This window comes from Pseudomonas pisciculturae, from assembly GCF_015461805.1.
GTDB classification, from domain to species: domain Bacteria; phylum Pseudomonadota; class Gammaproteobacteria; order Pseudomonadales; family Pseudomonadaceae; genus Aquipseudomonas; species Aquipseudomonas pisciculturae.
The window spans coordinates 600,789-626,850 of sequence record NZ_JACVZE010000003.1; the positions used below are offsets into that span (position 1 = coordinate 600,789).

The window sequence follows — 26,062 nt, forward strand, 5'->3', positions numbered from 1 at the left end:
TGAGCCTCGTGAGTGAATGATCCGTTCACAAGGTCAGACGCAAGGTGTGCACGCTTCGGGTTATACCGAATGCAAATTGGCAATAAACTACGCGCTCAAGTTCTGCACGAACGAGTCGAGACAGTAACTTGGTTCATTCATTTATAGGGAAATTAGTGTGTTGAAAACCCTCTTCCGGGCGACGGCGCTCGTCGCCGCTTTGTCCATGACCGGCTGTGTGTCCTATACCGTGACCGGCCCCATCGGTGCCCCGCTTCACCCAGCCTCCACCAGCAGCCCGCGCAGCGCGCAAATCGCCGATGTGGCAGTGACCGACACCGACGTCAACGACGCCAACAAAACTGCGATCAGCCATTCCCTCACGGTGCAGCTCAATCAGTACGTGCGCAGCGCCGGTTACTTCAAGCAAGTCACCGAATACCCGACGCGCCTGGGCGAAGACGACGTGTTGCTGAAATTCAACATGACGTCCCTCAAGGGCCACCGTGCGCCGCACCCTGGGTACTTCCCCGGTGCCTTGCTGACGCTGACCATCTGGATCTGGGTCAACGGCCCGATCTACGTCGACACCTTTGATGTGGCCGGCAACCTGGTGATCGTCGACCGTAACGGCAAAGAGCTCGCCAGTGCCAAGGAAGAGGTCAAGTTCGAACGCAACGTAGGTCTCTACGGCCGCGAATACTGGGCGCCGACCATGGGTGCCAAACAGCTGAGTGAGTTGGTGACCCAACTGATGGATTCCGCCACCGCAAAATTGCCAAGGAATAACCCATGAAAGGAATGATCAAGCACAGCCTGGTGCTCGCGGCGGTCTTGCTGACCGGTTGCGTGTCCTACTCGCAACACGAATTGCCGGCAGTGCAAACCTGGCCACCGACCGCCAACGCACCGGCGCAGAAGCCGACTGCCTACGTGCGCGCGATTGCGCTGAACCAAGTCAACGGCGGCCCGGCCAACGCAGCGCCTGGCAAACCGGCGGCCCTGTGGGAAAAGGCCGTGGCCGATTCGTTTCGCCAGTCTGACCGCTTTGCGCGGGTAAGCACCGACAAGGTCGACTCGGATATCTACGCCGATGCCACCCTGTACAACAACGAACAATTCAGCGTGGCCTCGGCGATCATCACCGGCGCAACGTTCTTCATCATCCCGACCACGGCGAAGAACGTCTTCACCCTGGAAACGGTGTTCAAGGACAAGGACGGCAAAGAGCTGGGCCGGGTCAAGAAGAGTGAATCGGTGCGCACCTGGATGCACCTGGTGCTGATCGTGGGCATCCCGTTCCAGGCTGACGGCCGGGAAGTGGTCGAAGCGCTGACGCGCAGTACGCTGGATGAGGCCGTGCAGCGCAAGTTGCTGTAAGCCGCTCGCGAGAACAATGAACATCAAAAATGTGGGAGGGGGCAAGCCCCCTCCCACATTGATCCCGGTGTCAGGGAAAGCGGGTGCCGATGCGCGGCCGCTCTTTGGAAAACCAGATCCCCGTTACCTTGCCCACCACATCCTCAATCGCCACCTGCCCCATAAAGCGGCTGTCATTGCTGTTGTTGCGGTTATCCCCCAACAGATAGACACGCCCCGGCTCGACCTTGACCGGTGCCAGCGCCATCGACGCCGGGCCTTCGACCCGATCTGCCGGGGCATGGAACAAGCCGAGGTTTTCGCCGTTGTGGATCAACTCGCCGTTGACGATCGCCAACGTGTCGCCGCCCACACCCGCCACACGCTTGATCGCCTCGGTGCCATTCCAGCGGTATACGACGATATCGCCAACCTTGGGTGCGCCCGCCTTGAGATCGGCCACGATGTAGTCGCCCACCGACACCGTTGGCGCCATTGAACCCGTCGGGATGTAGTAGGTCTTGAACCCCATCAACGGCACCCGCAACACCTCCATCAGCACGAAGGTGATCACGATCAGCACGCCCACATACAGCGCATGGAAACGCTTGCGCGGCACATCCGGCGGGCCTTTATAGCGACGGGCCAACCTCGCCGACACGATCGCCGAAGCGAGCTTGACCGCAACAATGAAGCCGAACAGAACATACAGCCCGATAGGTGAAGCACTCAGGCCGGACACACCGAGCAACACCACACCGGTGTACAAAAATGCCGCGACCCAAATGGCCCACTTGATGCGACCAACGTAGACCAGCCCCCAGCCCGCCACCAGGCAGGACATCAGGAAGGCTTGAAGGGGAAATTTCCCGGTTTTCATGAATCATCCTTGTAAAGCGGTTGGAAAAATCTGTACATCGGCGCAGCAGGCTCAGATCAGCTGTTTTTCGATCACTTGTCTTAAAAAACGTGGAGCCGGCGTCGTTGCATAACGCTGCGCTATTTCAAAGGGGTCAATGACTTCAGTGTCTGCCCCCTCACATGAAAAGTCGCCGACCACGTACCTGGCGAAGGACGGTGACGACGGATCTTGATCAACCAGCCAGTAGCCGCCCAGCAGGGAAATTAGATACTCGCCGATGTAATAACCAATACGTGTCACCAACCAAGCCCGGTTTTCTTCGCTGATTACCGCGTGTTGAAGACCACGGTCCAGCAGCGGCAGAACCTTTTTTGGTTCAATCAAGACCTCGTGCGGCTGATCAAACCCGAGCGCTTTACAGAACTCATGCAGCACCGGTAAACGCTCGGCCCTGAAGGTCTCAAACTCAGCTATCCGTCGAGCCAATAGCTCGTCTGCCTTTTCCACACCACACCACTTATTTTTGAGCGCTCAGGTTAACCGCGCGACACTTCCACACAATCGCATAAGGCGGCTCATCGTCCACGTCGTCACGCGAGCGAAAATGATAGGTCGCGTCGGCGTTTTCCAGGCTTCGATGAATAAAAGCGCCATCCGTCATCACACGGTAGGAGGCATGCTCCATCACCCTCCCGACGGCCGCCAAGGCACGTTTGATTGGACCGTAGGTAGGCGCGGCGTCGTTTGGCAGTAACTCAACCGGGGGCGCGCCGAGCGCCAAATCGTCAGCTTCGATGTCGAACGAATAGGCTCGTCGAAATGCCGTCTCACTGACCGCCCAAACACATGAAACCAATACCAGCCGCTTTTGCCCGCTCTCAATATGGGCATCAGCCAAGCAATATTGAGTTTCTGAAACTTTGTAGACGCCCTCGTCGATGACGGACAGCGCCTGCTCGGGCACGTCAACGTCACTGCCAGCTACAAGTGCACGCAACACAGACCATTGAATCATCACCCGCCCTCTGAGCCCGGCCTCATGGAATGCCCTTGATCAATTGCATCCAGTAATCGTAAGTCTCTCTAAGTCGACCGGCGGCCTTCGAGCCATCGGCAATGCCGCTGGCAAAGGCCTGCGCAACCCGCACGGGATTGGTGGGCAGGTTGCCCGCGCTGGACACCACGGGCTGACCGTAATCGGCTTGCCGCTTGCTGCCGTTCAACGTGTGCCAACCCAGTGATGGGTTATTTCTAACCGCCACTTCGCCGTAGTACATGCCCGTCGCGACAGCCAAGGACGCTACCTCTTCGAACCCCGTTTCAACGGCAGGTGAGCTCTGCGCGCGTTCACAAATCTGCGCGGCAAACCACTCGCCCAAGGGCTCCAGGGATTCTGGAGAAAAATCCGCGCTCCACCGCTCATACCCCGAGGTTTTCCAAACCACCTGAATCAACTCGTCGAGGCAGTAGGGTTTATTGAGCATAAATGCATCAAAAAAAACCTTGAGTTCATTGGGCGTCGCAGAGGCAAATGCTGAAGTAACTGGCGAATAGGCCGTAGGATCCAATTGCCCATCTGTCAGGTGATTGTTCATCGGTGCTAGCACTCCCTGCGCCCGGCCACGAAAAATAAACTTTCGAACGGGACTAACGCTTATCACGGCTTAGTACCCCCCGGCACTGGCATCCGCCACCGACAACCAATAAGCCACAACCGCATCGAAGCTACAGTCGTCAGCCCGCGCCTGCAACGCAACAAGCGCCTGCCGTGCATCGGTGATCGACCAACCGGTAGAGTTCAAGGTCAGCCACGCACAATCAAGGCGACCGGCGCGCAGGTAGTCGTCGAACAGCGGCTTCTTCTCACGATCTGAATCAAACCACGCGGGCAACTGCCCACTGGCAGGCATGAACATCTGCTGGTCGAGAATTTCGAAGGAGCAGCTGGTTTCCCACCATGCCCGGCCAATATCGAGCGGGCTGGGAAAGTCTCCGGTGTAGGGTGCAGCGCCGTCGGCAATGCTCTCCAGCGGAGTCTTGTCGCGGAACAGTTCAACGTTGGCCAAGCCCTGCGGGTCGTCGCCAGTTTTCAACGACTGCGCCTCCAGCGCCTCCAGGCAATCAAGCCCCACCGCTTGGGCAAATTGCTCAAGCTCTGGGGTGACGCCGTCTTCAACACTGATAGACATCATGGCCAGCACGGCCATCAATTGTGCAGGGGTGCGGGCTATTTCATGCACCCTATGACTAGCACCGATATACATACGAACAAAGCACGGCTCGCGGTCCACGAACCAGTGCCTCCAGTAGCCTATGCAGGTAGGACCCGCCCCATCACTGCACACCGCAACCAATGCAGGCGGGAAGCCATACCACTGAGCCGGTGACGCCAGGGTAATGACCGGCAGGCAGATGCGCCCTTCGGCACAGGCTGCGAGGGCATGACCCAGGCCTAAGGCGTCAAACGCCACTGTCAGGTGATGGTTCATCGGCGCCGACACTCCTTAACGATTCCTTCCAATCAGCCGCGCCCACCAACCCGACTCTGCGTCAGTAATGGCCGGCGCTGGAATCTCGTTATTGACGTGCAACAGATCGCCTGGGTAATGCTCGTGCCCGATGCAGCGTTGATCATCCAGCCCGAAGGCTTTCACAGCCGCCACGGCTTCAAAGCACCAGCGTCCAAAGTAACTGCCCATCTCAAGGGGATGCTTGAGGGGGTCACCGTAGACGTACCACCAGGGTTGCTGCTTACCCGGCCGGTTCAACTCTACATACCAATGCTCCAGGAACGCCTGCAACAGCGCAGCCTGTTGATCGGGTGGCGCATCAATTGCCTTGAGCAGTCGCGCATATGGTTTGCCGTGAAGTAGTGTGCTCCCGATGAGCCGTTCAGGTTCCTGGGACGCAATGACACGGTCCAGGAGAACATCCTGGCCACCCTCGCCGATCAAGGCAACCAAGCGCAGCCACTGCGCCCGGGGGACAGAAAGAGCAAGCGCCAGACCCACCAGCCAGAAGCACCAGATGTAATAATTTAAATCCGTCAGTTCGAAACGCCAGTCTCGACAGGTCTGAAGATTGTTCTCGGCGCAAAACTCATCAGCGACGGCGTTGGACATCTCCCATGCATCCAGGATGCCGGGAAAATAAGCAGCCAGCTCAGAAACACTGTCACCCCGCGAGTAGGTTCTAACCGCTGCACGCAAGTTGTCTTTTGCAAAGTCGAATGCAAACTGCGCCCTGTACGCAGGGTTCGCCGAAGGCTCCTCCAGAACTTTGCTGGCTCGCGCTATCCACTCCCGATCCTTGGCCTTGCGGTCGCTCCAGTACTGTTGATCTCCCAACGTTGCGCGAATCATGGACGAACCCCATTGAGATTGCGTGAAGGTAATATTTTCGAACTCTCCACCGCTTTGGCTGCGGGGGTCTATTCCATCTGTGCCTGCTTGGAGGGCAAGCGGCACGTCACGCGACCATTAAAATAAACAGGCAGTAAAGTGCACAGAAGATACCGAGTCCGTGGCGATAACAGAGACATGTTCGATCCGTCGAAAATCAAGGGGCGGCAAACTAACATCGAACTTCCAATAACCCTACACGCTGGATTAGTTGGACTTCCGTACTAGCTACTCATGCAAGCCACTGATAAATAAAAACAATAAATTATCAAATAGATAACACACCTGTATCTGGAATCATTATTCCGACAAGCGGCAGCACTATTGATAGCGATTCGTCGGATAACTTGAAAGTTGCCACTAGTTGGCCATCAAGTTATTGCCGAGATAAGTTAGTACCGAAAAATGCAGAAAAGTTCGCGGGGGTTTTGTGAATTGGATCCCATTATTGGGATTGCAGAGAGCAGGGCTCCTCACATCAAACGCCAGAGCAAGCCACTATTTTTCCTGATACATGGAGATCAAAAATGTGGGAGGGGGCTTGCTCCCGATTGCAGTGGGTCAGCCAACATATTTGTTAGCTGATACACCGCTATCGGGAGCAAGCCCCCTCCCACATTTAGGTTGCAGTGTGCCTGCAGCTCGGTGTTCAGCTGGCGTCTTTGTTTTGATCCTGGCCAGGCACCAACGTCAGCCCCGGCTTTTCCACATCGCGGGAAACATGGGATTTCACATCCGCCACACCGCCCTCTTCATCGTTGTGGATCACCAACACCCCAGGCCGGCGCAGTTGCTCAAGATCGCCTTCGCCCAAGCTGAAACTCTCGCTCAGGGTCTTATCGCTCAAGGCATTGGCTTGCGCACGGCGCTGGGCAAACTTGCGGCCTTTGCGTTGCTGGTAACGCGCCCACGTGACCAGGATCACCGCGTTGAACAACGCAATCCACAGGTAGACCTGCAAGGTATTGAGCGCCGCAAAAATCGGCGCCTCGATACGTGGGCCGCCGTGGGTGTCCAACATCGAGTTGATCCCGCGTGCCAGCAGCCAGATTAATCCGGCCCACGCCATCAGGGTCAACAGCACATCAATGATCCACATAATGGACCGTTGGCGAGTTCTGACCAGTTTCATGGTCACGCCTCCTCTTCAGCAGGTTTGATACCGCGATCCGGGCTGACCCAGCGCGCGCGCTTCTGATGCTGGTTGAACAGCACCTTGGGGAAACTGACCAGGGTGGTAAACAGGCTGACCAGCCAGAACACCATCGGGTACCACACGGTCCAGAACAGGGTTTTCCACAGGTCTTTCTCGTAGCGCCGGTCGATCAGGATGCTCACCGCGAACTGCACCAGACACACCATCGCCAGCACCAGGCCGGTAAACGCTGGCGGTACCAGGGAGTCCACGGCAATGGCCGGCGGCAGTACCATGAACTTGCCCAACACGTAGAAGATCACCGACAGCAAGAAGGTAAACGCCCAACCGGTCGAGAGGCAGTACTCGAACAACAGCGGCCACAGGTAGCGATGGCGCCATTGCCAGATGCCACGGATGTTCTTGAACAGCACTTCGGCGCCGCCCTGGGCCCAGCGCAGGCGTTGCTTCCACAGCCCGCCGACGGTTTCCGGCATGAGGATCCAGCACAGGGCACGAGGCTCGTAGAAGATGCTCCAGTGATCAAGCTGCAGCTTCCAACTGACATCGATGTCCTCGGTGATCATGTCGGTGCTCCAGTAGTCGATGCGGTCCAGCGCCTTTTTACGGAACGCCACCACCACACCCGACACCGTGAAGATCCGGCCGAACACCCGTTGCGTGCGCTTGATCAAACCGATGATCGAAGAGAACTCGCCCACCTGCACCCGACCGATCAAGGTCGAGCGGGTACGAATGCGTGGGTTGCCGGTGACCGCACCCAGGCGCGGGTTATCGAGCATCGGCGCAACCATATAGGCCGCCGCGTTTTTATCCAGCAACGCATCGCCGTCTATGCACACCAGGTATTCACTGCGTGCCGCCACGGCCCCCATGCGCAAGGCCACGGCCTTGCCCTGGTTTTGTGCCAGGTGCAGCACCCGCAGGCGTGGGTGTTCAAGTGCCAGGGCATCGAGTACGGCGGCGGTGTTGTCCTTGGAGCCGTCGTTGACCGCGATCACTTCAATATTGGGATAAAGCTGATCCAGCGCCGCATGAATAGTGTCGGCAGCGTTATCACCCTCGTTGTAGCAAGGGATGATGATCGAGATCAGCGGGTTGCCGGCCAGGGTTGGGGCCGGGGTGTCTTCTTTCCAGGGCCAGTGGCGCTCCCAGTGCAGCCAGAAGTACAAACCGCCTGAGATCCACAACGCCGACATGAACAGCGGGTAGAAAAACACGAAGTCCATCAGGAACTGCCCGGTGACCAGGAAGATCAGGCCCAGGGGCACGCCCAATACCAATGCCAGCACGAATAAAGCCAGGATTCTATCGAACATGGTCAAGGGTTCCATTGGTTGGAAAGGGCCGGACGCACTGTCTTCAAGTCCGGGGAGTTTTCCAGGAAGTTGTCCGGGTAGTAACCAAAACTCGTGACACCCTGGCGTTTGAGTACACCCATCCATTCAGCCATCTGCGCACCGCTGATATCCGGGGCAGCCTTGGTGCGCCAATCTTTGGCTTGCAGTTCGAATACGGTTCGCTCCATCGCACCGGGACGAGCCTTGACCGTGGCGACCAGTTTCTCCAGCCACACATTGGAGGTCTTGTACTCCTGCCCTTCCATCAGCGGCATGGCCATGGGCGCGGTCCAGTCGTAGGTCTGGAGGAAATCATCAAGGTTTTGCGCGAACCAGGCTTCACTCTCCGGGTTGAGCATCGGCTCGGCGAAGATGTTGCGCGCGGTCAGAATCGCCGGCCCACGGATAGCGCGAACCTTGGTGGTCAGCTCCTTGGTGAAGTCGATCAGGTAGCGGCTCTTGAAGCGCGTCCAGCGCTGCATCACGGCCGGGTCGGCGCGCAGGGCGGCGATGGTGTCCGGCAGGCCGGCGGCGGCGTAGGCCTTGAGCGCGGCGGGGCTGGCGTCTTCGAAGTCTGACAGCACCGCGTCGTCGTGGAACAAGATGCCATCTACCGCGGCATTGCGTGCCAGGTCTTCATAGATCTCACCAATGATCTTGCGCACTTGCGGGTCGAACGGTGACAGGCGTTTGTATTGATCGGGGTCGACGCCGACCTTGCCGCTCTCCGGGTCCCAACGCGTCACGCGCGGCAGCTTGGAATCGAGGGCGAAACTCATCACCGGCATCCACGCATACACACTGGCGTGGGCGCGGGTGTGCAACTGCCAGGAGACGCGGTTGAACAGGTCGGCACGCACCGGCAGGTGACGGTTGGGGAAGTACAGCGAATGCACCAGGCCATCGCCCACGGGGTCGGCAAAGGCTTGCAGGAAGACAGTGCTGGCGCCCATGTCCACCACGCGCTGTACCAGTTGGTCGAGGTTGCGCGCCTGTTGGGCAGGGTCCGGGTCGTAGACGTTGTCCAGGTCCACATGCAGCACGCGCAGTGGGATAGGGGTTTGCACCGCCACCATGCTGTTGGCGAAGTGCTCGCCGTCCGGGTCAGAGGCCACCAGGAAACGCGGGCTGTTTTTCAGGTCGCCCAGGCTGTCGAGGCCGTCTTCCAGGGTCAGCGCCATCTCATAACCGTGCTCACCCACTACCGCCAGCGATGTGCCGTCGGCGGCACCGTAAGGCCACACCCACACACGCGGCGCCTTGCCGGTGACGGCGCGGATTTTGTTGGTGATCGACTCCACGTCGGTACGCATACGCGCCTGGAACTGCGCTTCGGTTTCGTAGCGCTTGGTCGCCGGGTCATAGCGGCGGGTAGCCGCTGCAGGCTCCAGGTTGCCCTGCGGGTTGGCCAGGATGCCCTTGTGGTTGGCATCGGTGTGTGCGGCGATTTCCACCAGGCCCGACTGCGACACTTCGCGAATCTGCTGCCACGTCAGGAACTCGCCCCGTGGGCGCGGCAAGCCGGCGAAATCCACGGGCTTATTGAGCGGCGTATCAATCCAACTGCCCACCGGCGCCAGCACGGCTGGCCAGCGATAGGCACGCAGAATCGGCATCACACGGGTATAGAAGCTGGAGTAACCGTCATCGAAGCTGAGCATGATGGCTTTGGGCGGCAACGGCGGGCCACCTCGGCGCGCCGCGAGAATCTGGTCGACGCTGACCGCTTGGTAGCCGTTTTCACGCAGCCAGGCCAACTGTTCGATCAGGCGCTCGGTGCGCACCGCCACCACCGCTTGGTCGGGGTCGCGGTCCTCGACGTCGTGGTAGGCAATGCCCAGGAAGTGATTTTTCGGCCACGGCGCTTCGGCGGCGGCTTTGGGCCGCTCGGCGGGTGGGGTGAACGGCGCGGGTTGCTGGGCACAGGCACTGGCCAGCATAACGCCCAGAATCAACAGGCAACGGCTGAGGACGGTCATGGTCAGGCTCTTCTAGAAACGGTAAGTGAGGTCGACGAGCAGACGCAGATCGCGTTCACGATCGCCGTCATAAGGTCGGCTGATCAAGCTCAGGTTGGCGCCGGCTTCCAGTACGTCGTTCCAGCGATAACGTTGGCCGTAGCCCACTAGACCGATGCCACCGGTTGAATAATCCTGCTGGCTGTAGGTACCCGCACCGACCTGGAACTGCTGACTCCACTGGGTCTCGTAGCGGTGATAGAGCACATGATTGATGTTGAGGACCGGCAGCACGGTGAAGTCCGACTTCGGGTTGAAGTACACCGTGTCTTCTTTGCTGTTGCGGCTGGCGGCCACTTCCAGGCCCAGGTCCACTTGCACCCGCGGCGAGCTGTAAAGGCCCTCGCGGCCACTGAGCAAGGCTTCGAAGCGGTCGTTGCCGTCGCTGAAATGGGACGGGCTGAGAGTGAGCTTCCACTCGCGGCTTTCATTGGCGCGCCAGCGGATAAAGCCGCTGCCGCCGTTGGCGGTGATGTCCGCGTTCAACGCCCGCAGGGGTGTCGTGGACAACAGGTAGCCGAGGCTGCCGCCGTATTGCCAGTTGTCGTTGATGTCACGGGCAATCGACACGGCAGCGCCTTGCTTGGTGCCATTGCCATAGGAATGGTTGGAGACTTCGGCTTCGACGGTCATGTCGCGGGTACGCCGCTCTACGCCAATCACCTGCCAGCGATGGTGGCCGGTGCCTTCTTCGAAGTCAGCGGTGGCATAACCGGCACCGGCGAACAGGCGCCAGTCTTCGTCGATAGGCGGTGTGTAGAGACGGCTTTCAATGCCCCAGTCACGGCTGCCGGCCACTGCGCCAGCCTCGTTGTTATTGCCGCCACCAAAGCTTTTGCCGGTGTAGGCCTCGACCCGCAGTTCGGCCATGTCGTGCACATCGCGCAGGCGGCTGAGGCGCTGCACCTGACGGTTGTCCGGGTTGCGGGCGAGCACGTCATCGGTGAGCACGTCGAGTTGGCGCCACTCTTGAAGGTCCATGGCGGTGTACGCCTGGCTGACTTCCAGGCCGATATCACGCGGGGCCTGGGCTTCGGTTTCCTTGAGAATGCCTTCGGCGCGACGCGGTAAATCACGGGCGCGGTACATGTCTGCCTGGGCCAGGCGCAGGCCAACGTTACCCGGCGCTTTGGCGACCAACGCCTCCAGGCCGGCTTCACTGCCCGGCAGGTCGCCACCGTAGACGCCGGCCTGGGCCGACAGTTGCTGCGCGTCCATCCAGGCATCGTTGGGGTTGCCAACGGGCAGGCCCTTGAGTTCAACCCGAGGCTTCTGGCTGTTGGCGAGACCGTTGGCGACTTCGCGGGCGTCTTCGCCCTTGTCGCTTTCTTGCAGGGCGTAGTACAACGCGGTGCTGTCTTCGACCCGATCATCTGGCTCGGCGTCCGAGGCACTCAGCGCCTGGCGATACAGCGGCTCGGCCTTTTCTGGCTGGCGCTGGTCGAGGTAGGACGCAGCCACCCAACGCACCGCGTAGGTGGGCAATTGCACGCCCTCGCCCTTGAGCGTTTCGTACTCGCGAATCACTTGCGCGGTGCGCGCCCGAGCCTTGAGGGCACCCAGGCGGTCGATGCGCCAGCGCACCACGTCGTCATGGGCAGTGGCGTCTGGGGTCCAGCGGGTGAGCAATTTGTCGTAGTCGGCCAGGGCGCGGTCGGCAATCACGTAGCGCTCTTGCTCGGTGCGGGTGGCGAACTCGGCCATGCGCACGCGCTCGGCGGCAAGGTCGCCTTCAAGGCGGCGCTGGGTAACCGGGTCCAACAGGCCGGGGCGCTTGGCTGCAAGGCGCAACGCAGGCTCCGGCATGCGTGCCTTTTGCAGGGCAACGATGTACTCGCGGGCAACTTCCGGTTTGTCGCCGGCGCGAATAAAGGCTTGGTCGAATTCAAACAAAGCGTCGTAGTTCAAACCGGCGCGCGTCAGCGCATAGCCCAGCGCCATCCGCCGGTTGGGGTCTTCGGGCTTGGCAGCCACCAGTGCGCGGGTGCGTTGCACGGCTTCGCTGGCTTTGCCACCGTCGGCCTGGGTGAGCGCCAGGCCCAGTTGCAGGTCGACATTGTTCGGCTCACGCAGCAGCGCCTTGCGATAGACCGCCTCAGCCTGCGCCCACTGCTTCTGGTTGCGATAGGTGCGCGCGACGGTGGCCAGCGCCTGGGCGGTCAAATTGCGATTCTGGCCCTGGGCCTCGTACACCTTCAGCACTTCGGCATCCTGCCCCGCCCAGCCGGCGATCACCAGGTGGTCGCTGATCTGGCCAGGCGTCTGGCGCTCGGCTGGTAATTGGCGCAGTTGCGTCAGCGCGGGGGTGAAGTTGCCATTGCGCGCCTGAATAATCAGGGCGTCATAGGCCGGGTCGGCCATGGCAAAAGCGGGTATCAGCAGTTGGCTGCATAAGGCTGCACCGATGAGCAGTCGCAACCGGCCTGATGCACTGATTGGTAGGTTTCGCAGCATATCGTGAGCTTCCTTACACACGGAAAGCTGTAACGATAGGTGGTCCTGAGCAATTTGCATCAGGGTGTCGGCGTCTAGTGACCCGACCTAGCTTTCCTGTAGGAACTATCACCGAGCTGTGTATCAAAAAGGAGAATTCAGAACAATTGTTCAGAATTGAGCGCAAATCTGAAAAACGAATGGGGGAGCGGACTTGCCTGCGATAACCGGGTAACAGTCGACGTGAGTGTCGACTGTTTGACCCTTATCGCGGCAACCCCGCTCCCCCATTATTTATTTCTGGGCGGTGGCAGATTTTTTACTGCGCGCGGCTCATGCCACCCACTTTGGACATGATAAAACCCATGAATTGTTCGACGGTCATTTTCTGGCCGTTGAACGTCACTTCATTGTTGGCGTAATGCAGCTTGGAAACCACGTCGCTGCCGACCAACGTCGCCAGTTGAGTGCCGACCGCCATGCCGCTGACCATTTCGGCCGCCATCTGGGATTGCTGCTCGATGGCTTTAGGGTCGGTCAGGCCACCGATCTGCGCCTGCAATGCAGACACGTCAGCGATCATCGGCTTGGACAGGGTCAGGTTGGCATCCAGCAGCGCGATCATCTGCTTACCCAGTTCAACCGGTGGCAGCTCCATGGACGCAGGCTTGGCCAGGTCCACAACCAGGTTGAACTTGCTTTCGCCGTGGGTGGTTTTCAGCGACAGGTTTTCCAGCGCCACTTGCGGCTTGGCGGCCAGCAGTTGGTTGACGTTGGCTTCGGCCAGGGTTTGCTCGGCTTCGGTCAGTTGCAGCTCCGGCACCGGTTGGCCGGCGGCGGCAGCGGCTTGCACCGGCTGCATCTTGTCCTGGTACAGCTTGGTCAGCACCAGCCCCGACGGCACGTCGATGTTCTTCACGCTCAGGCTCATGGCGGCGGAGCCGACCGCTTTGCCCTGGTAACCGATCTCGTCGATCTTGTAGTCAACGCGGCCCGCCAGGTTGTTGTCCTTGATGTCGCTGGAGTCTTTCTGCTCGAAACCCTTGAGGGTCAGCACGGCTTTCTGCGGGCCGAAGGTGACCTTGGTGTCGGTCAATTCAACGGTGTTTTGCCCGGTGTAGAAACCGAAGGTGGACTTCTCCAGATTGCTGGCCACGGTCAGGCCGGACAGCTCAGCGTTGAACGGCGCGCCGTTGCCGTCGATCGCAGACACCTTGAGGCTGTTCATGAAGCTATCGACCTTGACCTTTTTGCCTTCGGCGGTGCTGTCGAAGTTCAGGTTGGCGCCAGAGAAGCTCACGGTGGCGGTCTCGCCCTTGAACTCCGCAGGCACAAACTCGATATTGCCGCTGACCGAGCGGCTGTAGCCGATACTGGCCACGCCCTTGAGCGGCGACACGTCCTTGGTGGCTGCGAACCATTTTTCGGTGGTGGCGTTCTTTTCCAGGGTGTAGTGACTGGTGGCCATGACCGGCAGCCACTTCAACGAGACCAGGCGCGAGAACGGCAATGGGCCGTGTTCGATATGCTCGAGAAACAGCAGCTCCGGGTTCGGGTTCTGCTCACCAAAGAACGAGCCCTGGCCTTTGAGGCGATAGTGCGCAGTGCTGCTGAACAGGCCACGGTCCAAGGACACAAGCTCCAGGTCAAGAGTGCCATCGACACCCGCCATGGAACGACGCAGTTCCTTGTTGGCGTCCTGCACCACCGTTTGCAGCACCGGCTCCAACTGTGTGCCGGTGTACCAGGCGCCGCCTGCACTGACGACGCCAACGGCGACAACAAAACCCAAAAGAACGACTGCTGGCTTATTCATGAAGTGACCTGATCAAATCCTGTGAGAAGTGGGCTGTCTTCCTTGAACCCCGTGAGGGTTGGCTCAAGCCCGCCAAAATGCGGGGGAAGATTAGCACTCGCGACCGATAACGGCCCAGCTTTTCAGAGGGGCAAACGCCCGCAGGAGTTCAGGTGTATTCCAGCTCAATTTCATCGAGCTGGTGATCAAAGCTCTTCAACCGCGCCGTCCAGGTGTACACCAGCACCTCAAACTCGCGATGGATCACCGCATTGCTCGGGGTGTCGGCCTTGGGGTCGCAGAAGTCCAGTTGGTAGCGTTCACGGGCCATTTGCGTGGCAACGTCAGACAGTTCCCGCGCGTTATTCAGCCAATGCCTACCGTCGGCCACTTGCTGGTCGAGGGCCACACACTGTTTTTTCAGGGCTTCGAGGCTTTTTTCCAGGGGGGTGCCGGTGAGTTCGCCCATGACTTCCTGGAAGGTGCGGCCCGGCTGCCAGTAGCTGCCCCAGAAATAGCGGTCGAACACGGTTTCGACGCGGCGCAGTGCGACCTTGGTGTCCCAGATCGCCACGCGGGTCTTGCCTTGTTCGAGCAGTTTTCGCTTGATCCGGTGGTTTTGGTAGGACGCCCAGGCCACCACGCCAATGGACAGGGTGCCGATCACCAAACAGGCGCTGTCGAGAAACACCATGGCCTTGTCGATTTGGTGAGCGAGCATGACGCCGTAGAAGTAGGCAGCCGATAACAACACCAGTGCGAAGAACACGCACCAGAAAGCGGGAGCATAAGGGTTTTTCATTATTGGAATCCCCATGAGCAAACGCGAGCAGTGTCAGGCAGGCCTTCACGGCGGCCTGCCTGTCAAAGCATAGCTATTCGCTCAGGGTTTGCTGGCTGGCGCAGCGTGCGTTCGTCCGCTTTCCCAACCGCCGCCTAACGCCAGGAACAGATCGATCTGGCTCATGGCAACCTGAGTGTTAGCCGCCGCCAATTGCGCCTGCACATCGGTGTAGGTGCGGGTGGCTTGCAGGTCGGCCAGGAACGACGCGCGGCCGGCCTGGAAGAAGCGGTGAGTCTGGTCTGCCGCCTCTTTGGCCGACTCGCCAGCTTCGTCCAGTGCATCACGGCGTTGCAGTTGCGCGGTGTACTGCGCCAGGCCCGTCTGGGTTTCGCGGATGGCATTGAGCACCACGCCGTCAAAGTGCGCCAAGGCGCCCTGGGTGGCCGCTTCGGCTTCGTGGATGCGGGCGCGGGCGCCGTTGGTCGGCACCGACCAACTGATCAGCGGGCCGAAGCCCCAGCGGTTGGTGGGCGCAGTGCCCAGGTTGTCGAGGATGCCGACCGTACCCACTGTGGCGCCGATACTGATGTCTGGGTACAACGCGCCGGTGGCCACACCGATGCGTGCGGTGGCCGCGGCCAATTGACGTTCAGCCTGGCGCACATCGGGACGGCGCTTGAGCAGTGCCGCGCCGTCGCCCACCGGCAGCAACTGGGTGATGTGTGGCAGTTCGGCGCACGTACCGGTGCCCGCTGGCAGTTGGTCTACCGGTTTGGCCAGCAGCATCGACAGGCGGAACAAGCCCGCCTGGCGCGCCGCTTCGTAGCGCGGCATGTCGGCGCGCAAGGATTTGTATTGGGTTTGCGAGCGCGTCACCTGGGTTTCATCGCCACGCCCGGCGTCGCGCAGGCGCTGAGTCAGCTTGGTGCTCTGGGCTTGCAGGTCGAGGGACTCGTTGGCGATGGCCAGCTCTTCATTGGCCGCGCACACCTGGGTGTAGGAACGCACCACATCCGCAACCAGGGTAATACGGGCGATATCGGCAGCGGCTTGCGCGGCGTCGGCGCTGGCTTGGGCGCTTTCGATGCCGCGCTGCAAGGTGCCCCACAGGTCGAACTGGTAGGAGGTACTGATGCCGACGCTGCCGATATTGGCCACCGGCACTTTGTCTTCGAGCAAAAACGCTTCGCCTGATTCCTGCAAGCGCTGGGCCTCGGCCTTCACGCCGGCATTCCAACCGCCAGCAGACTCAGCCTGTTGCACCTGATAACGCGAGCGTTGCAGGTTGGCAGCGGCCACGCGCAGGTCGGTGTTGGAGGCCATGGCTTGGCGCACCAGCTCATCTAGGCGCGGGTCGTTGTAGAGCTTCCACCAATCGGCCGGCACCGGCGCCGACACCACGTTGTTGCCCTCGCCCGCAAGCTGGCCTTGCAGGTCGCCGCGTTTGACGGCGGCTTGGTCTGGCAGCGTGTAGTCCGGGCCTACCATTTGGCACGCCGACAGCAACAACCCCAGCGCAGCGGTGGCAAGCAGTTGCTTCATGGCTTGTCTCCGATGATCGATACCGTGGCCGTACGCCCGGCGATCATGCGGAAGTCAGCCGGGACATCATCGAACGCGATACGCACCGGAATTCGCTGAGCCAGGCGCACCCAGCTGAACGCCGGGTTGACGTTGGGCAGCAGGTTGGAGCCGCTGCTGCGGTCGCGGTCTTCGATACCGGCGACGATGCTCTGCACGTGGCCACGCAAGCGGGCGTTATCACCGATCACACGGATATCCACCGCCATGCCGACATGGATGCCGTCGAGCTTGGTCTCTTCGAAATAGCCATCGATGTGGAAGGAGTTGCTGTCCACCACCGACAACACCGGGCGCCCGGCCGTCACGAACTCCTGATTGCGCGGCGCACGGTCGTTGACGTAACCGTCCACGGGGCTGCGAATCACCGAGCGGTCGAGGTTGAGCTGGGCGGCGTCCACCGTCACTTGCGCTTCGGCCAGCGCCGATTGGGCACGGGCTACACGGGACTGGCTTTCTTCCAGTTGCTCGCTGGGCACCAGGTTGCCGAGGCCACGGTTACGCTTGTACTCGCGGCTGGCCTGGGCCATGGTTTCCTGGCGGTCTGCCACGGCGGCCTGGGCTTGGCGCAGGGCCAGCTTGAAGCGGTCCTGGTCGACGGCAAAGAGCACCTGGCCCTTGGTCACCAACTGGTTGTCGCGCACGTCGACGCGCTGGATCAACCCGGACACGTCCGGGGCGATCTGCACGATGTCGGCACGGATGTGCCCGTCACGGGTCCAGGGGGCAAACATGTAGTACATGACCATGCGCCACACCACGACGACCGCAAACGTCACGATCAACAACGTGAGCACTACACGGCCGATGGTCAAAAAAGGTTTTTTCATGTCATCAGGTATCGACTGAGTGAGTCCACAGCGCCCAGCAACAGCGCGTAGAGCCCCACGTTGAACAATGCCCGGTGCCAGACCAGGCGATAAAAGTGCAGGCGGGTCAACAGCCCGTGCACCAGCAGAAACAACACGTACGTAATGCCCATCAGCACCAGCAGCGTGGGCAAAAACACCCCGCTGATATCCAGATCACCGATCATAAAGGCGCTCCATCGGGTAGCGGCGCTTCCAGTTCGGCGCCGCCAATGAATTCCACCCCCGGCAACAACGCCAGGCGCAGGCCGGCCAGCGCATGCAGCAGGTGCACGCGGGTGTCGTCTTCGTCTTGCAGGCCCTGGCCGTTGAGGGCGCGGCGCGTGCGGTCCAGGGTCATCAGCAGACCGCTGGGCGCCGGCAAGCGCTCACCGGCCTTCAGGCAAGCCTTGAAGTAACCGCCCACGCCTTCGACGACTTGGTTGAGCAACACCCGTGGCACGCCAAGGATGCGCGGCGAGTAGGCCAGCAGGTCGAGCAGGTTCAGCGCCACGCGAAGGTCGCGCAGGGCGATGCCGGTGTCTTGGTTGGTCAGCGCCAGGCGCGGCAGGTGCTGCATCAGGCGGTCGAGCATTTGCGCGGCCATGTGCCGGTGTTCCGCGAGGGTCGCAGGCTCAGTCATGCCGACGATGTCGCGCCAGCTGAAACGGGTCAGGCGCTTGGCCGCCAACTCGGCGCCGAAGGGGCGTGCGATCAGCGTCCATACAAAGGCGAACAGCAAGCCCACCGGGCCAGCCAGGTTGACGTTGGCGAAGTTGAGGAAGTCGGCGTCATAGGCGCCCTGGATGCTGATAAACGACGAGGTGTTCACCAGTGTCAGCAGCATGCCCAGGTAGAAACGCGGCTGCACAGTAAGGGTGCCGATGCAGATGAACGGCACGGCAAACGCCAGCACCAGCATGGGGAAGTCGTGCAGGTTGGGCAGCACCAAAAACAGATAGAGGCTGGCAAACAGCACCGACATCGCCGTCCAGAAAAAGAACCGGTAGATCTGCGGCGCCGGGTCGTCCATCGTGGCAAAGAAGCTACAGGCCACGGCGGCCAAAATCACGGCGCTGCCGCCGTCTGTCCAGCCGAGCAATATCCACAGCACCGAGGCGACGATGATCGCGCTGACGGTAGAAAACGCCGAGTAAAACATCAGGCCACGGTCGAGGAACGGCGTCAGCCGGCCCAGCCGCCAGTGGCGGTAGACGGCGCGCCAGGTGTCTTGGCTTTCGCATTCGATGGCCGCTTGCAGGCTGCGGCAGTCTTGCCACAGGTCGATCCATTCGGCGAGGCGATATAGGGCGTTGGAGAACAACAGGGTGTGGCGGTCGTCCAGCGCTTCACCTGCCGGTTGCAGGGCGTCGAGCTGATCACGCAGGGTGCGCCAGCTTTCAAGCGAGGCGTCTTTTTGGGTGCTTTCCAGCCACCGGTTGGTCGCGTCCAGCAGGGGCGTGAGTTTTTCCATGAACTGCGGCGCGCGTTGTTCGACGGCGTACAGCGCGTCGTCGAGCTCTTCCACCACTGGCAGCAGATGAATCATGCGCCCGCGCAGCTCCTTGGTATTGCGTACCGTCTGCGGCCGGGCGCCTTCGTGGGGCAACTGGCCGATCATCAATTCCAGGGTGTTGAAGGTGGCGACCATGCCGCCGCGCAAGGTGCTGACTTCTTCGGGCGTGACGTTGCGACTGAGAAAACGTTGGCTATAGACCTGGGCGTCGGCAAACCACTTGGCCACCGAGCCGTCAAACACCGGCATCAAGCGGCGCGGCCAGAACATCGCGCCGACTACGGCGGCAACAGCAATGCCGAGGAAGATTTCTTCGGTACGCGCCTCGGCCACATCCCACACCGCCAGGGGGTTATCCACCACCGGCAAGGCGATGAGCGGCAAGGTGTAGCCGGCCAGCATCAGCGCGTAATTGTTGGCGGTGCGAAGGTGCATGGAGAGGAACAACAGGGTGCCCGTCCACAAGGCAATCACCACCACCAACAGGTACGGTGACTGCACAAACATCGGCACAAAAAACACCGCCGCCGCCGCCCCCATCAAGGTGCCGATGGCGCGGTACAGCGCCTTGGAACTGGTGGGGCCGACAAACGGGCTGGAGACGATATACACCGTGGCCATCGCCCAATACGGCCGCGGCATTTGCATGAGCATGGCGATGTACAGGGCGATCATGGAGGCAGCGAAGGTACGCACGCCATAGAACCAGTCGCGGGCGGGCGGAAAGCCAGTGAAAAATCCGCTCAAAGCGTGGCCACCTCAAAGGCGCGCAATACCCGCAGCGCTGCCTCCATATCGGTAGACGGGATGTCCGCCAAGACTTCCTTGCGCAGGCGAACGAGCTGCACTTCCACCGCTTGCACCAGCTCACGGCCACGCTCGGTGAGGCTCAAGGCCTTGGCGCGACGGTCGTGGATGTCTTCGGTGCGGCACACGTAACCGCCGTTGCACAACTGATCGAGCAGGCGCACCAGCGACGGGCTTTCCATGCCGGAAGCCTGGGCCACTTTTACCTGATGCACGCCGTCGCCCAAACGGCCGATCATCAACAACGGCACCGCGCAGGCTTCGGAAATACCGTAGCTCACCAGCGTGGTCTGGCAGATTTTGCGCCAGTTACGGGCACCCACCACCATGCTGCTGCTGAGGTTCATCTGGAGTTGTTCGAGGGATTGAGGCACAGGATTGTTCGCATACAGTTAGTTTGCTAACTATCAATATGGTGGATGAAGCGGGAACCGTCAAGTTTTGAAACAAATTAGCGGATGGATGGTGGGAGGGGTTTTTGTGGGAGTGGGCTTGCTCGCAAAGGCAGTGGGTCAGTCACCTGATGCGTTGGCTGACACGCCGCATTCGCGAACAAGCCCGCACACATTTAGATCAGTGCTGGCCTCAAGCCCGGTTTTTTTACACCCCTCGCCCACCCCGCAGCATCAGATTCAATTCATCCACCACCTCAGCCCAATCCGCATCCTCCAAAATCTCCTCACGCAAAAATGCTCTTTGGCTGTCGGTCCAAAAAAACGCATCCGCCAACTTCAAATCCGCCTTGAGCGGCGAATGCACCGCCACAAACTTATCGATGCTGACCGGGTCGTCCGGCAGCCCCAGTTGTTTGAACAGGGACTGCAAGTTATGCACAGGCGGCTCCATGGGTGTGGCTCCTGATGAATGAAGGTTCAACCGAGTCTAGCGGCAACCCTCGGGCTGCACCGACGGCACAGTGCACAACACAAACAACCGCGCCCGGGCGCCACCGCCGTCTAGGCGACTGAGTTCGCGCCAGCCCTCGGGCAATGGTGCAAATTCGTCGGGAGCCTCGATGCTGCTGATCAACCACACGCGGCGGGTTTCGGCGGGGATTGCCGACAGGTGGTCGAGGTAGATGCGCCCTCCATCTTGGTCCACCAGGGTGCCAAAGCCGTAAGCGTTGGGCCGGGTGGGTGTACCGTCGGGTTTAGGCGGGGTGTAGAGCTGCAGTTGGGCGTCGGTCTGGTCGTAATACACGTAGCTCAAGTACCACATCATGTCGCTGAGGACGATGCGGTCGTCTTCCTGGTAATGACGGTTGACGTACTCCACGGGCACGTTGAATTGGTCCTGCTCGTCGACGGTGAAATTATTCTTGAGCCCGACCAGCTCGACCCCGACGAACAGCACGAACAGCGCGGCGCCCAGCCATGGCCGACGATCAACGGCGATTGCGACCAGGATCGGCAGGCCCAGTGCATACACCGTCAGGTAGCGCTCGATAAATACCGGCGAAACAAACGACACCCCGTATACCAGCACTAGCGGAAGCAGGAAAAACAGCCCCAGCAGCGTTGCCGAACGGTGGCGTTCGCGATCACACCAGACAGTGCCCACCACGACCGCCACCAGCAGCAGCGGCACCAGCCAGAACAGCGGCGGCCAGAAATCCACGCCCTCGTCCTGGATCACAAACTGCCAGATCATTGAGGGCAGGGATAACAGGCCGACAGGCTCTTCCCAGCCAATATCGCCGCCCACTTTAAGCTGTTCGACGTGTTGCACCAGGTCCAGCAGGCTGGGCAACCAGGGCAGGTACATCAGCACAATTGCCACGTTGGCCGCCCACCATGCGGGGCGCACCAGCAGGCGTTCACGCCACAGCACTCCCAGGTAGGCCCAGTGCACCAGCACGCACAGCGCGGTGAAGTAGTGGGTATAGAAGCCGGCGCCCATCAACACTGCATACGCCGCCAGGTAACGCGTGCGCTCAGGCTGTTTCACCCAGTACACCAGCGCCAGCGTGGCCCCCAGCAGCCACACACCCAGCAGCGCATACATGCGTACTTCCTGGCTGTAGCGCACCGCCGTCGGCAGTAGCGCCAGCAGGATACCCGCCAGCACGGCAGCACGACGGGTAGACAGCTGCCGCGTCAGCCACACGCCCAGGCCTACGGCGATCACGCCGGGGAGGGCGCTCATGCTGCGGATCGACCCGATGCTGTCACCGAACAGTTCGATCCAGCCGCGCAGCAGCAAAAAATACAACGGCGGGTGCACGTCGTGCGCCGCGTGAAACCACAGGTCACTTAACGCATATTCGCTGAGCAGCAGGCTGGAGCCTTCGTCGCCCCAGATCGCCGCAGACGTCAGGTGGTAAAAACGCAGGGCCATGGCCAGCGCGAGGATGGGTAACCACCACAGTCGGCTGATCCACGCTGCACCGTCCCACGTCAGGCGGTTGAAGGCAGACAATGTCCCGACCTTTTCGCTTTGCTCTGCCACACGGTTCCCCTGCCACTGCCCTGACCACAGCGCCACTTTAGGGCAAAAGCCCATGACTCGTCGCTGGATTCAGACAAATCAGCAATTTGCGTAGGCCTTCACCGAAGTGCCCGTAGGAACAGGCTATGATTGCCGCCCTCCAAGGACTCAGGATCAAGGACACGTCATGCGCATCGGTTTTCTGTCACCCCTGGCACTGGCATTGCTCGTCGGCACTTCCCAGCCGGTATTGGCCAGCTCCGACGACTCTTGCTACCCCGACTGGCGGGTCTCCCGTGACACGCTCGACACCTGCAACAACCTGCCCTTCCTGAGCCCTGGCAACGACAGCCGCGTCAACCTGCGCCTGTTGCTGGCCGACAAAAAGGCCCTGCCACTGGCGCCCAACGCTCTGGACGAAGACGACCTGTCCCAGGGTTTCGGCCCCGTGCCCTTCGCGGTGTATCGCCTGACACCACGGCCGGACGCCGAGCCCGACAACCAGCCCGACAACTCGCGCACCGCCGAACTCGACACCCTGCTCGCCCCCCTGGGCATCAAGCGCGACGACTACAAGACCGCCGGCGAAGCCTTCCTCAACGGCGAAGGCAGCCGCTGCCGCAGCAACGATGATGACAGCGCCACCGCGTTTGTCAGCCAGGTGGTCAAGGCCGACATGCCGGCCGCCGAGCGCGATTTGCTGGTCAAGGCACGCCTGCAACTGCTGACCACCTGCAGCTGGGACGGCCCGGTGGTGGCGGGCCCGCAGCAGATCCAGTCCAGCGACGGTCAACTGCTGCGCACCTACCTGCAAGCCGCCGCCGACTTCTATACCGGCCGCTTTGCCGAGGCCGAGCGGGGTTTCTCCGCGATCAGCAGCGCCAACCTGCCCTGGCTAAAAGAAACCGCGCAGTACATGAGCGCCCGCACGGCGCTGAACCAGGCCCAGGCCAACACTTACGACGAGTACGGCGTGCCGCAGCTCGAACGTGTGGATAAACCCGCGCTGGCCCAGGCCGAACAAGGCTTCAAGCACTACCTGAACACTTATCCACAGGGCCAATACAGCGCTTCCGCGCGGGGCCTGTTGCGCCGGGTGTATTGGCTGGCGGACAACAACACCCAACTCGCCGAGGCCTTCGCCCATGAACTCACGCAGGTGAGCGACGCACAGCGCAATGTGTCGATGGATGAGCTGGTCGAAGAAGCCGACACCAAGTTGCTGACGCTCAGCGGCGAGAACCGCTTCACGCCGCTGATGCAAGTGGTCAGCGACCTGAAGATGATGCGCGCCCACACACCGCCGCTGCTGAACCGCGCCGACCTCGAGCAGCAAAAAGCCGCGTTTGCCAACGAGCCTGCGCTGTACGACTACGTGCTCGCGGCGTATGCGCTGTACGTCGAGCACCAACCGGATCAGGCCTTGCAGCGCCTGCCCAAGGACGTACCGTCGAGCCTGGATTATTTCGCGTTCAGCCAACAGACCCTGCGCGCGCTGGCACTGGAAGCCAAACAGGACTGGCAAGGTGCCGAAGCGGTGTGGCTCAAACTGCTGCCGTTGGCACAACAGCCCCTGCAACGCGACCAGCTCGAACTGGCCCTGGCGCTGAACTATGAGCGCAGCGGGCGGCTGGCCAAGGTATTCGCCGCCGACTCACCGATCAGCGCCAAGCAGGTTCGCTACGTGCTGCTGCGCAACGTCGCCGGGCCCGAGTTACTGCGCCAACAAATCGCCCAGGCCAGCGACCCGCTGGAGCGCGAGACGGCGCAGTTTGTGCTGCTGTATAAAAACCTGCTGCGCGGTCAGTTCGAAAGCTTCCTTGATGACCTCAAGCAGCTGCCTACACCCGCCCCGGAAGACAAGCTCGGCACCAGCCTGGGCTATGTCTATAGCGCCAGCCAAACCTTGAAGTTGTTCCAGTGGAACGGCGACAAAGCCGAATCCGGCTATGCCTGCCCAAGCATCGCGCAAACCGCCGAGACCTTGCAGGCCGACGCCAAAAACCCTCAGGGCCTGAACTGCCTGGGTGAATTCATACTGCGCAACAACCTGGACGGCATGCCGTTGGAGCAGGCTCGTGCGGCCGGCAGCCTGGGCAGTACACCCTCGGGTTTCAAGGGTGAAACCTTCTCGCGTCTCGACGGCTACAAACGTGTGATCGCCGACGCCAAGGCGCCGAAAAACGACAAGGCCTACGCGCTGTTCCGCGCGGTCAGCTGCTACGCCCCGGCCGGCTACAACAGCTGCGGCGGTCAGGACGTTGAGCCTGCCGTGCGCAAGGCCTGGTTCCGCCAACTCAAAAGCGGGTTTGCCGACACCCAGTGGGGCAAATCGGCGCAGTACTACTGGTGAAGCATCTGTGGCTCGGCTTGCTGTTGCTGGCAAGCCCGGCTTTCGGCGCCGTCGACGCCCGCGACTATGACGCCTTCTGGCTGTGGAGCGGCGTCACGCCGCAGCCGGTGCTCCAACAGGCCAAGACCCTCTACATCCTCCAGGGCCAAATTAACTCCAAGCGCCGCGCGCCGGAGCGTGGCGTGCAGATGATCGCCCAGGGCATCAGCGTGCCACGCCTCACCCAGGGCGAAGTCTGGGTGGTGTACCGCGCCCACACCCTCAAATGGCCCGAAGCGGTCTACACCCAACTGCTCGGCCAGGTGCAACGCTGGCGCGACGCCGGCAACCCGGTGGTGGGTATCCAGATCGACTTCGACGCCCGCACCCAATACCTGCACGAATACGCCAGCTTCCTGCGCGACCTGCGCCAACGCTTGCCGGCTGACCTGAAACTGAGCATCACCGGCTTGATGGACTGGAGCAGCAACGCCGACCCGGCCGCCATCGCCCAGCTCAAAGGCGTGGTGGATGAAGTGGTGGTGCAGACCTATCAGGGGCGGCACAGCATCCCGGATTACGCGGCGTATTTGCCGCGCATGAACCGCATGGGGCTGCCGTTCAAGATTGGGTTGATTCAGGGTGGGGTGTGGGAGGCGCCGGGGTATTTGCGGGGGAATGAGTGGTTTCGGGGGTATGTGGTGTTTTTGCAGAATCGTTGACATCAGCTTCAACTTCATGCAAGAAAGTGTCCACGGTCCATGGACAGTGGACACTCGCCTCGAGGCACTATGAAAAGTCAGGACGTCGTAATTTTATTCAAATTGATCAGCCTGGACCTTCAGGCAAGAGACATGCGAATCAATGAACGAAGGCGAGCAACCGTCGACTCGAACCACCCCCTACACTGGAAAGGCTGGGAGGACGCCGTTGATGACGGCCCTGGTTCGCTCAACAGTGACAGTTATTCGGTCCGAGCGCTCTCTGCGTCGTTGGCCTTGAGCAAGAGCGAAGTATCCAACGCCCTCAATCGTTGTCGAGATATTGGCCTCATCCACACTGACCGTGTCAGCGGACAACCCGTGGTCAGGTGTGATGCACTTTTGGATTTCGTTAAGTACGGAATCCGCTACGTCTTTCCCGCAAAACCGGGTCCAATTGTGCGTGGCATCCCTACCGCATTCGCTGCCCCAGTCCTGGCAGGCAAAGTGATGAGCGGCGGCGATCTTATACCCGTCTGGCCCGACGCCTATGGAAAAAGCAAAGGCCAGGAAGTCACACCTCTATACAAAACCGTCCCTGGCGCCGTGAAAAAGGATGAGCTTCTCTATCACTTCCTGGCCCTTGTCGATGCCATCCGCATCGGAGGGCCACGCGAAGCCAAAGTGGCAGACGCGATGCTGAGGGAGTGGATCTTGTGAGTC

The 26,062-nt window shown here is 60.7% G+C and carries 24 protein-coding genes; 5 read left to right on the forward strand and 19 right to left on the reverse strand.

Annotation, left to right across the window (positions count from 1 at the left end; all coding sequences use genetic code 11):
- Positions 1 to 205 precede the first annotated feature (205 nt).
- Positions 206 to 775 carry a hypothetical protein gene (locus ICY20_RS11645; protein WP_228758408.1) on the forward strand — a complete coding sequence of 190 codons (570 nt, stop codon included), beginning with the start codon at positions 206 to 208 and terminating at the stop codon, positions 773 to 775.
- The gene (locus tag ICY20_RS11650; protein ID WP_159960726.1) at positions 772 to 1,359 is read left to right on the forward strand and encodes a hypothetical protein; all 588 of its coding nucleotides are present in this window, start codon (positions 772 to 774) and stop codon (positions 1,357 to 1,359) included. Before ICY20_RS11645 ends, ICY20_RS11650 begins: the two co-directional genes overlap by 4 nt.
- A 70-nt stretch (positions 1,360 to 1,429) precedes the next feature.
- Here ICY20_RS11650 and lepB read toward each other — a convergent pair whose 3' ends face one another.
- From lepB to ICY20_RS11745, 19 genes are all read right to left on the reverse strand, one after another.
- Complete coding sequence (gene lepB, locus ICY20_RS11655) at positions 1,430 to 2,218, reverse strand: signal peptidase I (protein ID WP_194937538.1); 789 nt, start codon at positions 2,216 to 2,218, stop codon at positions 1,430 to 1,432.
- A 51-nt stretch (positions 2,219 to 2,269) separates the two neighbouring features.
- Positions 2,270 to 2,707 (reverse strand): hypothetical protein, encoded by a 438-nt coding sequence (locus ICY20_RS11660; RefSeq protein WP_194937539.1) that lies wholly within the window; start codon positions 2,705 to 2,707, stop codon positions 2,270 to 2,272.
- A 10-nt stretch (positions 2,708 to 2,717) separates the two neighbouring features.
- Positions 2,718 to 3,215 (reverse strand): hypothetical protein, encoded by a 498-nt coding sequence (locus ICY20_RS11665; RefSeq protein WP_194937540.1) that lies wholly within the window; start codon positions 3,213 to 3,215, stop codon positions 2,718 to 2,720.
- 22 nt (positions 3,216 to 3,237) lie between these two features.
- On the reverse strand, positions 3,238 to 3,795 hold the full coding sequence (locus ICY20_RS11670) for a hypothetical protein (RefSeq protein WP_159960718.1): 558 nt from the start codon (positions 3,793 to 3,795) through the stop codon (positions 3,238 to 3,240).
- A gap of 69 nt (positions 3,796 to 3,864) precedes the next feature.
- Positions 3,865 to 4,689 (reverse strand): hypothetical protein, encoded by an 825-nt coding sequence (locus ICY20_RS11675; protein WP_194937541.1) that lies wholly within the window; start codon positions 4,687 to 4,689, stop codon positions 3,865 to 3,867.
- A gap of 15 nt (positions 4,690 to 4,704) precedes the next feature.
- Positions 4,705 to 5,562, reverse strand: a complete 858-nt coding sequence (locus ICY20_RS11680) for a PoNe immunity protein domain-containing protein (protein WP_159960852.1) — start codon at positions 5,560 to 5,562, stop codon at positions 4,705 to 4,707.
- Positions 5,563 to 6,250: 688 nt separating this feature from the next.
- Positions 6,251 to 6,733, reverse strand: a complete 483-nt coding sequence (gene pgaD / locus ICY20_RS11685; protein WP_194937543.1) for a poly-beta-1,6-N-acetyl-D-glucosamine biosynthesis protein PgaD — start codon at positions 6,731 to 6,733, stop codon at positions 6,251 to 6,253.
- A gap of 2 nt (positions 6,734 to 6,735) precedes the next feature.
- Complete coding sequence (pgaC, locus tag ICY20_RS11690; protein ID WP_159960712.1) at positions 6,736 to 8,076, reverse strand: poly-beta-1,6-N-acetyl-D-glucosamine synthase; 1,341 nt, start codon at positions 8,074 to 8,076, stop codon at positions 6,736 to 6,738.
- Between the two features lie 2 nt (positions 8,077 to 8,078).
- A complete protein-coding gene (gene pgaB / locus ICY20_RS11695) occupies positions 8,079 to 10,076 on the reverse strand; it encodes a poly-beta-1,6-N-acetyl-D-glucosamine N-deacetylase PgaB (RefSeq protein ID WP_194937544.1) in 1,998 nt (665 codons plus the stop codon).
- Positions 10,077 to 10,088: 12 nt separating this feature from the next.
- Complete coding sequence (gene pgaA / locus ICY20_RS11700; RefSeq protein ID WP_159960708.1) at positions 10,089 to 12,569, reverse strand: poly-beta-1,6 N-acetyl-D-glucosamine export porin PgaA; 2,481 nt, start codon at positions 12,567 to 12,569, stop codon at positions 10,089 to 10,091.
- Between the two features lie 298 nt (positions 12,570 to 12,867).
- Entirely contained in the window at positions 12,868 to 14,364 is a 1,497-nt protein-coding gene (locus tag ICY20_RS11705; protein ID WP_159960697.1) for a YdgA family protein, read from the reverse strand.
- A 148-nt stretch (positions 14,365 to 14,512) separates the two neighbouring features.
- Complete coding sequence (locus tag ICY20_RS11710) at positions 14,513 to 15,145, reverse strand: NADH:ubiquinone oxidoreductase subunit N (RefSeq protein WP_122489325.1); 633 nt, start codon at positions 15,143 to 15,145, stop codon at positions 14,513 to 14,515.
- A gap of 81 nt (positions 15,146 to 15,226) precedes the next feature.
- Positions 15,227 to 16,669, reverse strand: coding sequence for an efflux transporter outer membrane subunit (locus ICY20_RS11715; protein WP_194937545.1), 1,443 nt, complete (start codon positions 16,667 to 16,669; stop codon positions 15,227 to 15,229).
- Positions 16,666 to 17,538 (reverse strand): efflux RND transporter periplasmic adaptor subunit, encoded by an 873-nt coding sequence (locus ICY20_RS11720; protein ID WP_159960693.1) that lies wholly within the window; start codon positions 17,536 to 17,538, stop codon positions 16,666 to 16,668. Before ICY20_RS11720 ends, ICY20_RS11715 begins: the two co-directional genes overlap by 4 nt.
- A complete protein-coding gene (locus tag ICY20_RS11725; protein ID WP_159960691.1) occupies positions 17,535 to 17,744 on the reverse strand; it encodes a DUF1656 domain-containing protein in 210 nt (69 codons plus the stop codon). Before ICY20_RS11725 ends, ICY20_RS11720 begins: the two co-directional genes overlap by 4 nt.
- Positions 17,741 to 19,819, reverse strand: coding sequence for an FUSC family protein (locus tag ICY20_RS11730; RefSeq protein ID WP_159960689.1), 2,079 nt, complete (start codon positions 19,817 to 19,819; stop codon positions 17,741 to 17,743). The genes ICY20_RS11725 and ICY20_RS11730 overlap by 4 nt, the downstream gene beginning before the upstream one ends.
- Complete coding sequence (locus tag ICY20_RS11735) at positions 19,816 to 20,226, reverse strand: MarR family winged helix-turn-helix transcriptional regulator (protein ID WP_159960850.1); 411 nt, start codon at positions 20,224 to 20,226, stop codon at positions 19,816 to 19,818. Before ICY20_RS11735 ends, ICY20_RS11730 begins: the two co-directional genes overlap by 4 nt.
- 253 nt (positions 20,227 to 20,479) lie before the next feature.
- Positions 20,480 to 20,725 (reverse strand): DUF2789 domain-containing protein, encoded by a 246-nt coding sequence (locus tag ICY20_RS11740; protein WP_194937546.1) that lies wholly within the window; start codon positions 20,723 to 20,725, stop codon positions 20,480 to 20,482.
- A gap of 36 nt (positions 20,726 to 20,761) precedes the next feature.
- Positions 20,762 to 22,327, reverse strand: coding sequence for a glycosyltransferase family 39 protein (locus ICY20_RS11745; protein WP_324187951.1), 1,566 nt, complete (start codon positions 22,325 to 22,327; stop codon positions 20,762 to 20,764).
- Positions 22,328 to 22,493: 166 nt separating this feature from the next.
- Between ICY20_RS11745 and ICY20_RS11750 the strand changes: the two genes are divergently transcribed.
- From ICY20_RS11750 to ICY20_RS11760, 3 genes are all read left to right on the forward strand, one after another.
- Positions 22,494 to 24,659, forward strand: coding sequence for an outer membrane assembly lipoprotein YfiO (locus ICY20_RS11750; RefSeq protein WP_194937548.1), 2,166 nt, complete (start codon positions 22,494 to 22,496; stop codon positions 24,657 to 24,659).
- The gene (locus ICY20_RS11755) at positions 24,656 to 25,360 is read left to right on the forward strand and encodes a DUF3142 domain-containing protein (RefSeq protein ID WP_194937549.1); all 705 of its coding nucleotides are present in this window, start codon (positions 24,656 to 24,658) and stop codon (positions 25,358 to 25,360) included. The genes ICY20_RS11750 and ICY20_RS11755 overlap by 4 nt, the downstream gene beginning before the upstream one ends.
- Positions 25,361 to 25,429: 69 nt before the next feature.
- Positions 25,430 to 26,059: a hypothetical protein gene (locus tag ICY20_RS11760; protein WP_159962951.1), complete on the forward strand. Its 630-nt coding sequence runs from the start codon at positions 25,430 to 25,432 to the stop codon at positions 26,057 to 26,059.
- The last annotated feature ends 3 nt before the right edge of the window (positions 26,060 to 26,062 follow it).